Annotated in this window: 11 protein-coding genes; all 11 read right to left on the reverse strand. The window is 41.7% G+C overall.

What is annotated here, in order from left to right:
• Positions 1-205: 205 nt before the first annotated feature.
• Positions 206-1,075 (reverse strand): class B sortase, encoded by an 870-nt coding sequence (locus HMPREF9625_RS03535; protein WP_009535632.1) that lies wholly within the window; start codon positions 1,073-1,075, stop codon positions 206-208.
• 53 nt (positions 1,076-1,128) lie between these two features.
• Positions 1,129-2,520 carry a methyltransferase domain-containing protein gene (locus HMPREF9625_RS03540; protein ID WP_009535633.1) on the reverse strand — a complete coding sequence of 464 codons (1,392 nt, stop codon included), beginning with the start codon at positions 2,518-2,520 and terminating at the stop codon, positions 1,129-1,131.
• 118 nt (positions 2,521-2,638) lie between these two features.
• The gene (locus HMPREF9625_RS03545; RefSeq protein ID WP_009535634.1) at positions 2,639-2,920 is read right to left on the reverse strand and encodes a hypothetical protein; all 282 of its coding nucleotides are present in this window, start codon (positions 2,918-2,920) and stop codon (positions 2,639-2,641) included.
• A 130-nt stretch (positions 2,921-3,050) separates the two neighbouring features.
• Entirely contained in the window at positions 3,051-4,103 is a 1,053-nt protein-coding gene (locus tag HMPREF9625_RS03550; protein WP_009535635.1) for a ComEC/Rec2 family competence protein, read from the reverse strand.
• Positions 4,104-4,234: 131 nt separating this feature from the next.
• Entirely contained in the window at positions 4,235-5,548 is a 1,314-nt protein-coding gene (locus tag HMPREF9625_RS03555; RefSeq protein WP_242822685.1) for a PspC-like choline-binding domain-containing protein, read from the reverse strand.
• Between the two features lie 202 nt (positions 5,549-5,750).
• Positions 5,751-7,154: a glycoside hydrolase family 25 protein gene (locus HMPREF9625_RS03560; protein WP_009535637.1), complete on the reverse strand. Its 1,404-nt coding sequence runs from the start codon at positions 7,152-7,154 to the stop codon at positions 5,751-5,753.
• Positions 7,155-7,457: 303 nt separating this feature from the next.
• Positions 7,458-8,084, reverse strand: a complete 627-nt coding sequence (locus tag HMPREF9625_RS03565; protein ID WP_009535638.1) for a C40 family peptidase — start codon at positions 8,082-8,084, stop codon at positions 7,458-7,460.
• A 341-nt stretch (positions 8,085-8,425) separates the two neighbouring features.
• Positions 8,426-9,094: a YczE/YyaS/YitT family protein gene (locus HMPREF9625_RS03570; protein ID WP_009535640.1), complete on the reverse strand. Its 669-nt coding sequence runs from the start codon at positions 9,092-9,094 to the stop codon at positions 8,426-8,428.
• Between the two features lie 27 nt (positions 9,095-9,121).
• A complete protein-coding gene (locus HMPREF9625_RS03575) occupies positions 9,122-10,480 on the reverse strand; it encodes a L,D-transpeptidase family protein (RefSeq protein WP_009535641.1) in 1,359 nt (452 codons plus the stop codon).
• Positions 10,481-10,565: 85 nt separating this feature from the next.
• Complete coding sequence (sdaAA, locus tag HMPREF9625_RS03580) at positions 10,566-11,447, reverse strand: L-serine ammonia-lyase, iron-sulfur-dependent, subunit alpha (protein ID WP_009535642.1); 882 nt, start codon at positions 11,445-11,447, stop codon at positions 10,566-10,568.
• Positions 11,448-11,467: 20 nt separating this feature from the next.
• Positions 11,468-12,136, reverse strand: coding sequence for an L-serine ammonia-lyase, iron-sulfur-dependent subunit beta (sdaAB, locus tag HMPREF9625_RS03585; RefSeq protein ID WP_009535643.1), 669 nt, complete (start codon positions 12,134-12,136; stop codon positions 11,468-11,470).
• Positions 12,137-12,191: the final 55 nt, after the last annotated feature.

Raw genomic sequence — 12,191 nt, forward strand, 5'->3', positions numbered from 1 at the left:
ATTCCTTTTCTATATGCCTTGTTATAGTTTTATTCTATACCCACTTATCTTTCTATAAATTTAAACATTCTTTTAAAAATCACTTCTTTAAAAATGGACCTTTTCTTTATTTGTACATTTCCCTGAAAATAAAGCAAATAAGAAGATTTAAGAAATCTACTAAAATTGAGTAATATTTATATTCTCATTTATACCAATACAAAAATTAGTAAATTTCTTCCAAAGCACCCTGTACTATAAAACGCTGCTGTCCACCGGCCGGTCCTGAGCAGGTTGAAAGTGTCAAAAGCTTGGGACGCGTCGAGAAGTCTACAATTCCTTCTTGATAATCCTTATAAGAAGAGAGTCTCGTTACCAAGTGGATATAGCTGTCATAGCCGTCATCTCCCTCGAAGTCATTGTAAATTTCGCTCGAGGTTGTGGTTAAATAGTAAGTGAAGATACGATAACGATAAATACCGTCCGGTCTGCACAAGAAGATATAGGGATTTGTATTTACCAAACCTTCTTCCTTCAGGAAATACTTCAGCTTACCGAACATCGATCCATTTTTCATATTGTGACCGAAGATGAAGGTATTACTCTGGTCATAGTTGCCGTTAGCGTTGTAATCCAAGAAAATGGCACCGGCAAAATTGCTCTTTCCTTCAAAAGTTTTGTGAAGATAATCCTCATTATCCTTACTGCGTACTACAGGATAATTAATGCCCAGTGCAGGAATATAAATCACGGCGGAAAAATCACTGTTAATCTTTGTCAAAGCATCATAGTCAATTTGAAACTTCGGATGAGAAAAATCAATCTTCTCTTTTGCCGCTTCCGACTCCTGCGTTGCATCTCCCTTATTATCCTCTTTCGGTTCTTCTTCCACAACGATATGTTCTTCCAGTTGTGCATACTCATCATTTGCAGCCTTATACTCTAAGAAGTCGCGCAGAAACAGACCGCCGAATACAAGCATGGAAATAAATAGCACAGTAGGAATCAGATAATGAACAATACTTTGCTTCTTCCTTTTATAGGATCGATTCGAATTTCTTCTCTCGCCTCTCTCTTCATTATGTATTTCTTCCATTTTACTCCTCTCTCTATCCTTTATAATATTCCTTTACTTAATCAATTTGAGAATCACAGTTGCTTTTCCAGTAAGCATACAGCCTCAACATTATTGGTTCTTGGGAACATATCCACTGCACAAAGCCTTTTTACCCTATATCCTGCAGCCTGCAAAGGCTCTAAATCTCTTGCTAAACTCTTCGGCTTACAAGCCACGTAAATAAGTCTGTTAACTCCATAACGAATAATCAATTCCAAAGCCTTCTTGTGCATTCCGTCTCTTGGCGGGTCCACAACGATAAAATCCGGCCGGGGAAGTATATTCCCGTTTTCTTCTTTATCTGCGCTATTCCCCTCCGCTATATCCCCACTCTGATTCATAGCGGCCTTATTTTGCTCTAAAACCTTTAATACATCTCCCGCAATAAAGCGACAGTTTTCAATTCCGTTTTCCTTCGCATTCTCTTTGGCAGACTCTACTGCTTCCTCTATAATTTCCACACCGTAGGCCTCTTTCGCAACCTCGCTCATAAGCTGCGTAATCGTCCCAGTGCCCGAATAGAGGTCAAATATAAGCGGTTTTTCAACTGCTGTATTCGATAAATCCGCATATTCTCGAATCTTCTCATACAGCTTTTCCGCGCCAAGGCTATTGGTCTGAAAAAAGGAAAAGGGAGTGATTTTAAAATTCAAACCTAGAAGCTCCTCATAAAAATAGTCCTTCCCATAAAGAATCTCCGTTCCTTGATTTACTACTGCATCCGCCAAACTCTCGTTTTTTGTATGAAGTATTCCCGCAAAATGCCCTTCCAGTTTTCCTTCTTTTTCCAAAGAAAGAAGACTTTCACACCAGCCTTTTAAAAGAGCTTCTTCAGAAATAAAAGTCTTCTTATCCTGTATACTCTCTGCTTCCCCACCTGTCTCGATGACACAGTTTTCCTCGCTCTCCTGTCTTACATTCTTTACAGCTAAACTTTGCAATATGTCTTGCTCTGAAAATGACTTTTCAGCAAATAAATTATGCACCAAAGAAACCAGAATCTCTCCGGTTTTCTCTCCTCTTCGAATGAGTAAATGTCTTAGATACCCCTCATGTTTTTTCTTGTGAAAATATCCTACTCCCTTATCCAAAAAATACTCTCTTGTGGCAAGTAGTATTTTCCCCATATCCGGATGAGGAAGCCGACAGTCTTCCGTATTTAAAATGTTAAAAAAGCTCCGCTTCTGATGCAGCCCCAGGCAAAGAGGACCGTCTTTCTCCTGGTCCCCGAAGGAAAACTCCATTTTATTGCGGTAAGCTTCTTTTTTAGGGGAAGAAATAATCCCCTCAAAGGGAAAATCTCCCATAACAAGCGGCGCAAAGAGAGAACGGATTTCTTCTTCTTTTATCTTTAGCTCTTCTTCGTAGGGAATTTCCTGATAATAACATCCCCCGCAACGCTCTTGATTACTACACCAGTTCATGGCTTGCCTCCTTTTACTTAAGAAAAGGAGGCAAGCCTGCCTCCTTTGCTACTCTTAAAGCTTAAAAACGATACTGCTCTTCATTATACTTCAGACTAAGGATTCGCTTTTTAAAAAATCAGTCCTCGTCAGCAATGTCTTCGTCTTCTTCATCCTCATAGTCATCATAATCTTCCAGATAATCCGGAGCCAAGAAACGATAAACGCAGTAAGCCAATCCACAAAACAGAATAATTCCACTAATGATGGCGCATGCGATACAAATCTTTTTTGTCACATCATCTTCTTTCCGCTTATCCTTCAGCTTAAGAGCATACTGTAAGTCGGTGCTGATACTTTTTGCTTCTTCTGTAAGCCTTCTTGCCCTATCCTTTAAATTCTCTATATTCCACTGATCCATAGCTTTTTCCTTTCATAAAAACGGAGTGAAGCCTTCTCCACTGCCCTTTTAGCTGCAGATATCGAAATCAGTATATCGGTCTTTTCCTGAAAATGCAATGAAAAATCCGACTCGTAAAACACGATAGAACTTACTCCAAAATCCAGTTTCCGTCCGCCATAACAAAATTCTTTTCTACACCAAGCTTATTGGTCCAAAACTTAGTCAATGCGATAGTATAGGTCTCCTGATCCTCTGTGAAAGCATCCTTCCGCTTGTCCCAAAGTTCCTTGGAGCTTGGCCAAAGCGCATACTTGGGAGCAACTGTACTGTAGAAAGCGAAGCTGCCTCCATGCTGGCCGTGATGTGCCATTTGCACAATATCCGCCTTCAGCTTCTCCGGTGGAAGCTCCTCTAAGAGCTTTCCTGCCGCTTCATAGGGAAGGTCTCCTGTAATCAAAAGCTTCTTCCCGTTTATTGTAATCATATAGCATATAGAACTGTTATTTCCGGTATCGATTGGAATGGAATACGCTGTGTTTAAGATTTCCACCGATACATTTCCATAGGAAAATGTTGTTCCTCTTTCGGAATTCTCATGCTTCTTTTCTGCAGGATACGCAGCAAGATCCTCCATAACTTCCTTAATCATCGGCAGTCTGTAGCCTTGCTCATATTGTTCATAGAAGGAATAGGGTGCGAAACTGAAGTAAATCTGCCCCGGATCAATATCATAAAAATCCGGATGTCCAGCCACCTTCTGCTGCTCCAGAATAACGGAAAGTGCCCCGACGTGATCCTCATGCGGGTGTGTGAGAAGCCATGCTGCAACCTTTCCGCCCTTACTCTTGATATACTTGGAAAGATAGGGAGCATTGGTCTTTAAACCTCCGTCCACAACAATCAACTGACCGTCATTGCTTTCAATCACAATACTAATCTGCTGACCACTTTCATTTCCTTTAAACATGATAATTTTCGCACCGCCAAGTCCAATCGTAGAATCGGTATAAGTCGGTGTGCTCTCTCCGTTTCGAACATAAATCGGTGCATTCCCGCTACTACTCTTATTTTGGCTTACATTTGCCGCCGTATTCGCATTTGCATATAAAGTGCCTGTACTATTCTCATCTGCAAACGCAGGAATTGCCAAAGCAAAGCAAAGCCCGATGGCAATCGCCATACTACCAAATCTTTTCTTCATTAAAACTCCTTATCTAGATTCCTTTTGATTATCAATAATGCATTTACTTTATTACCAATAATTCATTTTCTGATTATCAATAATTCATTTTCTCTATATTATAAACAATTACTTTTATATACTTTCTTTTACTACTGCATTACTCCGTTGGCATCAATGCTATATCCGTCTTTCACAGTATTCTTTTCCATTGCACCGACCGGGAATCCCGTGTCATTGAGATTAAAGAAATACCATTTGTCCGCAATATTTTGCCAACCGGTTTTCATCTCTCCGTTTTGGAGATCGAAATAATACCACTGTTCATTTAAGAGCCTCCAAGAGCTTGCCATCTTTCCGGCAGCCTCTCCATCCGTGTCAAAGTAGTACCATTTTCCGTTAATTTCCTGCCAGCCGGTCAGCATCACACCATCTCCGTTTAGGAAGTACCAGCTATCTCCCAGCTTCATCCAGTTGGTCTGCATCTTTCCCTGATTATCAAAATAGAACCAGGAATTGTTCACCTGCTGCCAGCCCTGTGCGAGCCTTCCATTTACCTCATAATACCAGTCCGCACCATTTTGGCGCCAGCCAACAACACCTTCTCCGGGACCCTTTGCATTTGGATCCGCCTGATTTCCGTTGTGCAGATCGGATGCTCTCTTTTTATTGTCATTTTGCTTCTGATTCTTATTTTTCTTCTTTCCCTTTGCACTGTACTCCTTAAAGCTTCCCTTGGAGATTCCGCTTGCCTTCAGGGTAATCAGGTTAAAAATATATTCGTCATCTTCTCCGTCCGGACTCTCGGGACTTCCGCTGGAATCCACATACAAAGAGCTCGCAAAATATTGCTTCATATTGTCATTCTTATCATAAACGGCACGAACGGCAATATGATCGAATTCCTTTCCGCTCTGGTTAAAAGAATTGATATTGATCTTTGGAGAATTACTATGCTTCTTTGCAATCTTTTCATCTCCATTTTTATTGTTGTAGTATACCAAGATGTCATAGCCTGTTGCATACTGTACCCTGTCCCAACTGTAAGTCGTTTCATTGGTACTAAAATTAGCCGGCTCCTTCAAAACATAGAAGGGATAGGCATTTGCCTTAATCTTGATGCTGTTCTTACTTTTCTCAACAACTGCCATCTCATAAGCACCGCGTACTTCCACAACTGTAGAAGAATCAAAGCTGTGTCCACTTTCCGGCTTTACAGAAATAGTATAGGTATAGGGTTTTTTGACACTGTTCTGTTTTCCGTCCACAGAAAATCCGCTGACTTCATAACCACTGTCCAGTGCAACCGCTTCCGGCTTAAAATATGTTTCTCCCGATGCGAGCTCTACATCCTCACTCGGACTGATATCAATCTGTACCCTTCCTACCATCTGTTCTGCAAAAACAGGGAAAGCTAACAATCCGGATAGCACTGCAGTCAAAAATAGGATTCTCTTTTTCATCATAACGCTCCTTTGATTTTAAAGGGTGTTCTTTTTGACACCGCATTGTATGTTTCTCTTCTATATATTTCGACTACTTCCATCAAAATATAGAATTTCGTATCCCGCCTCTCTTTCTATAAGCCTGTTAAATCCTGCTTTTTCTCGTTCAAAAGACCAGGTATTACAGCTTATATTGAAGAAAGAATTCTTACTTTAATTCGTATTAAGGTAACCAAGCACCGGATACATCAAAACGATAATCTATCCCGTCGATGTTTCTCACGGTGTTCTCCAGCATCGCACCGGAGTCCTCCATATAATACCATACATTGTTGATGTATTTCCATCCTGTACGCATCGCACCGTCTTGGTTTAACCAGTACCATTTTCCGTTAATATACTGCCAATTCGTAGCCATAGCCCCGGAGTCCTTAAGATAATACCAGACATTGTTATTTAAGAGCCAACCGGTCTTCATGATGCCTTGTTCATCCATAAAATACCAAACGCCGTTCACCAATTTCCAACCTGTGCTCGCTTTTCCGTTCTCAATATATTTCCATTGTCCGGGCACTCCTTGTACCCAGCCGTTTTCTACCGTAGTTGCAGTTCTTCCCGGTCCCTCACTGGAAACAATGGTTCCATCCGTGCTATTTGCAGAATTTCCGGATGGACTCGATGACGCGGAAGACGGATTGGATACAGGATTAGAGGATGAAGAATTCGCAGTTCCATTCAAGCCGGAATTATTTCCACCAATCTGCTTTCCTGCATTCTTCTGGGACGGATTACCCCCGCCGTATACCTTCCAGGAAAATTCCGTCGTGACCTTTCCCTTAATTCCCTTTACTACACCCTTTTCGCTGGACTGCCAGATTGTAGTCTTACTGCCTTCTACCGGAACATAAATCTGATTTTCAGGGTATGCCGCAAACCAAATATCATAAGGAATCTTTGACAGATTCATATACTTGGTCAGCCAAGTACGGTTTGCATAAACCATAGGAATAAAGCCTGCATTTTGCACCTTCTTACAGTAGGCATTCACCATAGCGGTCAGGTCTTCCCTACTAAGCCCATCGGAAAGCATGGATGCTACTTCAAGATCATAGGCCACCGGATATTCCAGCTTGTAGGGCTGTAGCTTTTTTAAAGTCAGTTCCGCCTCCGCCATGGCATCGTTCATATTTTTCGCCGTGGAACAAAGATAAACACCAACCTTTATTCCTGCTTTTTGCGCACCTTTTACATTCACATCAAAATAAGCATCTTCTTTTGTTCCATAAGCAAGGCGCACCATAACGAAGTCTAATCCATCTTTTTTTGCCGCATTCCAATCAATATCTCCTGTTTCATTTTGGAATTTGGAAACCTCCGTTCCTTTTTCAAGGTAAAGAAGATCCGATCCGTCCTGATTTGTATAGCCATACCATCCGGAGTAATCCATATTCCCTGTATTTGCCGTACTCTTGGATGCACTTCCAAGAGCATCTCCCGGGCCAACCGCAAATGCCGGTCTTACACTTAAGTTCATAAAAAGCACTGCTGAAATAGCAAGCAAGCAAAGCTTCTTACTCTTTTTTTGTAGCGCAGGAATTAACCTGTTTTTTCTTTCTGGCAAACTCATCCTCACCTCCAATTTTCTACTCTCCTAGAGTAGCGGGAGGAAGGAAAAATGGCAAGAGTAAGGGGAGAACTGTAAGAGATATTCAGAAAAGAGTAAGGACTTTACAAAAGACAAAAAGCCCCGGAGTTCTGATATATCAGGATCCCGGGGCTTTTTGTCGCATTTTTTAAGTTCTGCTCTTGCAGTAACTCCTTCTATCACACAAGTTCCTACTACTAGGGAATTGCATTCTATTTATATCATATGTCGGAGCAAAAAGCCTACTTTATTGATTATTTCTATTAAATTTTAATAAAATGTTTTTTATACAAGCCTTCTAATGGATTTTATAGGCTTATACGTAGCAGACTGAATGGTTACACCGGATCGAGAATTCAACGCTGAAAGCATCAACCCATTCCCAAGATAAATTCCAACATGACCGGAATAGGCCAAAACATCACCCGGAATTGCATTTTCCAATCCACCTACATTTGCCCCCACAGAGCGAATTTCTGCAGAAGAATGAGGAAGGGAGACACCGAAATGTCCGAAAATCCCCATCAGGAAACCGGAACAATCGGAACCGTTCAGTAAGCTTACTCCGCCGTATTTATACGGACGTCCGAGAAACTGCATAGCATAATCCACAACCTGCTGACTTCTGCTTTGCGTATCTCCGCTTAAAACATCGGAAGTAAATAATTCTACAGTCTGATCATTCTGCGAAACAATTTCTCCTTCATCACTGAAAACCAATATATCCTCTTCAGCCGCATTCGGTGCTGCAACGGAAGAAAATGCGGGAATCGACGAAAGTGCAAAAACACTGATCCCCAAAGTCAGTACTCCTTTTTTTGTATTATGAATGAAGGAAGTAAATCCCTTCTTTTCTCCAAGCTTTTTGGGGTCTGCCCCTGTTGTTCGAAAACTAGCATTTACTTTTTGCATAAAATCTCCTTTTTGCTTCCTCGAGTCTATTTTTTTAAATAACTAAACAGTCTTGAGTGCTTTTCTTCTTTTGTAATTTTGACTTCTTATCTCCAAACTGCATCTTGTTTCCAATGCAGTAATCGAACACCCCGTCGCAACAAAATATCGTATACTTCTACAAATTATAAAAAAGAAAAGCTGAATAACCTGATACGAGTTTAAATCTTAGGGAGAAGATATGACCAAAATAAAAACACAGTATGAAGATTCACTGACACATTCTTACGAAGAAAGCCAAGTTCTATCGATTTCATACCATGTTTTTTACAATTTTCTGACATTCAGTCTATTTTATATAATTATTTTGAACTATCTCTTTGTTCTTCCTCTTTTTCACTTTGCGGAGTATATCCGATGACTTTCTCCGAAATATGGACATCAAAGAAATGAATAACCGGTCCTAAGCAAAGAGCGGAAAGTAATGTTCCCAGTCCTACCAGACCGCCCAATAAGTAGGTGGCAAGGGCCGCAATACCGTCTGTAAACATCCTGCAACCGTAATAATGCTTTTTCGTCTTATCTCGAAGGCCTAAAGATAAATAGTCATAAGGCGCAACTCCAAGATCTGCGGTTTGATAAAGAGATACACCTAAAGAAGTCACAACAACGGCAATCAGAGCCCATGCTATCTGCACAATAATGCCGTATTGCTCTGCATAACCAAAGTTTTTCACAAGAATTCCATAAATGAAACTTACTGCATAGCCTACAAGTATGCCATTCGCAAAGGTTCCGGCACCAATGTATTTTCTTCCAAAAAAAATCTGAATAATGAGGAAAATAATATTTGCATACAGATTCTGTAGCCCCAAGGAAATCCCAAAAATTTCCGCAAGTCGCATATTTAATGCGGAAATCGGATCATTTCCCAAATGAGATTCCTTAAATAAGGCAATTCCCACAGAAATAATGAGCACACCGAGAATCATACCGACGTACCTTCTCAGCAAAATATTCTTTTCCTTCATATGCCCCTCTACTCTCTCTTCTCCTTTTTACGGATGCACAACAACCGGGCAGCCCTTCTGAATCCGATTGTATAACTCTGCAGCCTTGTTCTTCGGAAGATTGATGCAGCCATGAGAACCGCCCCTAACATAAATATCCCCTCCGAACTTAGAACGCCAAGAAGCATCATGTAATCCGATTCCGCCATTAAACGGCATCCAGTAGTCCACATGCGCTTCGTATTCCGGCTTCCCGTTAATTAACCTACCCCGAAGGATACGATTGGTTTCCTTTCCTCTTAAGAAAAATACTCCGGAAGGGGTCTCTCTGCCGGCTTCCACCATACCGGTAACCGTCGGACTCTCCCAAACCAAACTTCCGTTTTCATAGTAATAAACATGCTGTAAAGTTAAATCCACCTCTAAAAAGGTATTTCCAAATTGAGGTTGTGCATACTGTGCAGGCTTATAGGCATAAACAGGCTCTCTTTCCATACTTTGGAAAGAAGAAATCGCCTGCTTTAAGGCTTCTTTTTCTGCCACAACATTGATGTGAAGAGCGTAGGGTGTAAGCATCGCAATTTCTTTTCCGCTGGCAGAAGTGAAAGAAACGGTATTTCCCGGATTGCCATACTTGCCTTCCAGATAGTTCGCATAGGCCAGTACCTTTTCTTCATCAAACTGTACACCGGAAGCATTCATCCCCGTAACCATTTCATAAAGACTGTCTCCGGATAACTTTTCCTTGTTTCCCAATACATCTGTCACAATCTCCACGGAATGAAGACGATTTAACGCATCAAGCTTTGCTTCCAAGTCCCCTTTTCGAACAGTAAGCTCTTCATAGATTCCTCTTTGACTTAAATCGATAGTGTTCTCTCCACGCTGTAAGGCGGAACGAACATTGGCAAAAAACTTCGCTTCGTCCAGAGAATTTCCCTCCTGCTCCGGAACGATACTGAAGCTTCCATCCTTCTTAATATAGGCATTGCTTGTTTTCTTTCTGTTCTTTAGGAAGGATAACTGACTAAGCTTCTCATTCAGTTTTCCTTCATCATAAGTTGCAGAACTTCCCTCCAAGGAATACTCATAGCGGGCATCAGGATTTCCCGTTACAGCCTTCGCGGTCTCGTCTTGCAAAATCTGCGCCAAATTAGTCGGAGCCTGAAGATGATATCCAATATCTGAACCCTTAATCTGTTCTGTCTTGTCTTTTCCTTTTATATAAAGGATATAATCCCGGCTATATTCTCCCTCCAAATATGCTTTTGCTTCTTCAAGCGTTTTTCCGGAAAGAGGTATTCCATTACCATAGGTTCCCGTCACAAAACGATCCAAGGCATAAACGTATGTGGGTAATAAGAGAATAAACAGCAACACAGTAAATACGATTTTAAATTTTCTCATCTTCTCCTCCAAAAAAAGTAGTCCATCTATTTTACATCGACTTCACTCTCTTGAGTAGTCAGAATAGTGAAACTGTACTCCTATATTACTCACCGAAGACTTTCTTTCTTAAAGCTCTTGCTGTTGGAGTGTCCGCCAAACCGCCCTGTGCAGTTTCTTTTAAATTTACCGACATACTGTCTCCAACCGACTTCATCGCAGCAATGCATTCATCAACCGGTATTTTTAAGTCAATTCCAGCTAGAGCCATATCCGCACTGGAAAGTGCAATCACTACTCCGGAAACATTTCTCTTAATGCAGGGAATCTCCACAAGACCGGCTACCGGATCACAGACCAGACCCATCTGATTTATGATAGACATCCCTAAGGCATCACCGCATGAAGCAGGACTACCTCCCATCAGTTCAACCAAAGCTGCCGCTGCCATCCCGGATGCCGAACCGCACTCCGCCTGACAACCGCCTTCTGCGCCGGAAATGGACGCCATCTGCGCAATGACCATTCCGAAGGCACCGGCAGTAAAGATAGACATCACAACATCTCTCTTCGAAAATCCCTTATCCTCATACATGGAGACAAGACAACCCGGGAGAATGCCGCAGGAACCTGCAGTAGGTGTTGCTACAATACGCCCCATGGCCGCATTACAATTGGAAACACACATTGCCCGTCCAATTGCTCTTGTCATAAAGCTACCGGAGAGTCCTCCACCCGTCCTATCAGAATACCGCAGCATCTTTGCGCCCTCACCGCCTGTCAACCCCGAGGTCGAAAGAAGATTCGGATCATTTCCTTTCTTAACCGATTCCACCATGACATCAAAGTTTTTCTCCATCATGGCGTAAAGCTCTTCCTTAGGAAGCTGCATCTCTTCTGCCTGATCCTCCAGACAAAGTTCACTGATTTTTATGCCCCGCTTTGTTGCAGCATCGCAGAGCTCTTTTATACTGGTATATTTAATCATTTTATCCTCTTGTTTTCTTTTTAAATTGCCCGAATCAGCAAAGCATGCTCCACATTTTCAAGCTGGTTTATATCCTCCATTAACTCTTGAGGGGGGATTTGATCAATTTCTATCGTCATAAGAGCCGTTCCTCCCTTTTCCGGACGGCTGAGACGAAAGTTTCCGATATTCAAATCCTTATATTTTTCATACATAATATGTGTAACTTCCGCAATCACACCGGGTTTATCCTTGTGAAGTACCAGAATTGTATTATTGTCCCCGGTAAAGTCCACTCTCATTCCGTTAATGGAATCCACCCTGATATTTCCTCCACCGATACTGGCACCTTCTACTATCCCCTTTTCGCCACCGGCCAAGGTATAATGAATCCTCGCCGTATTGGGATGTGCCCCGGGAATATCATTCTCTATGAAACGATAATCAATCCCTCTATCCTTCGCAATCTTCAAGGCATCCCTGATTTCTTCCGAGTAACTGTGGTAGCCCATAATCCCCGCAAGTAAAGCTCTATCCGTTCCATGCCCTCTATAGGTTCTTGCAAAGGATCCGGAAAGCTCAATATCCAGCTCTTTGAAATCCGAGCTGCCCGCCACTTTATTAACTACTCTCCCAAGCCGTACAGCTCCTGCAGTGTGTGAACTGCTCGGACCGATCATAATGGGACCAATGATATTAAAAACGTTCATTTCCTTTCCTTTCAACTCTCTATCTATAATTTCTAAAAAAACAAAGAATTCTTTT

Source organism: Oribacterium parvum ACB1 (assembly GCF_000238055.2).
In the GTDB taxonomy this organism is placed as follows: Bacteria; Bacillota; Clostridia; order Lachnospirales; family Lachnospiraceae; genus Oribacterium; species Oribacterium parvum.

Excerpts from the sequence above, each read along its gene's own strand:
- HMPREF9625_RS03545 (WP_009535634.1), bottom strand. The coding sequence starts at position 2,920 with ATGGATCAGTGGAATATAGAGAATTTAAAGGATAGGGCAAGAAGGCTT.
- HMPREF9625_RS03570 (WP_009535640.1), bottom strand. The coding sequence starts at position 9,094 with ATGAAGGAAAAGAATATTTTGCTGAGAAGGTACGTCGGTATGATTCTC.
- HMPREF9625_RS03555 (WP_242822685.1), bottom strand. The coding sequence starts at position 5,548 with ATGATGAAAAAGAGAATCCTATTTTTGACTGCAGTGCTATCCGGATTG.
- HMPREF9625_RS03535 (WP_009535632.1), bottom strand. The coding sequence starts at position 1,075 with ATGGAAGAAATACATAATGAAGAGAGAGGCGAGAGAAGAAATTCGAAT.
- HMPREF9625_RS03540 (WP_009535633.1), bottom strand. The coding sequence starts at position 2,520 with ATGAACTGGTGTAGTAATCAAGAGCGTTGCGGGGGATGTTATTATCAG.
- HMPREF9625_RS03550 (WP_009535635.1), bottom strand. The coding sequence starts at position 4,103 with ATGAAGAAAAGATTTGGTAGTATGGCGATTGCCATCGGGCTTTGCTTT.
- sdaAA (WP_009535642.1), bottom strand. The coding sequence starts at position 11,447 with ATGATTAAATATACCAGTATAAAAGAGCTCTGCGATGCTGCAACAAAG.
- HMPREF9625_RS03565 (WP_009535638.1), bottom strand. The coding sequence starts at position 8,084 with ATGCAAAAAGTAAATGCTAGTTTTCGAACAACAGGGGCAGACCCCAAA.
- HMPREF9625_RS03560 (WP_009535637.1), bottom strand. The coding sequence starts at position 7,154 with ATGAGTTTGCCAGAAAGAAAAAACAGGTTAATTCCTGCGCTACAAAAA.
- HMPREF9625_RS03575 (WP_009535641.1), bottom strand. The coding sequence starts at position 10,480 with ATGAGAAAATTTAAAATCGTATTTACTGTGTTGCTGTTTATTCTCTTA.
- sdaAB (WP_009535643.1), bottom strand. The coding sequence starts at position 12,136 with ATGAACGTTTTTAATATCATTGGTCCCATTATGATCGGTCCGAGCAGT.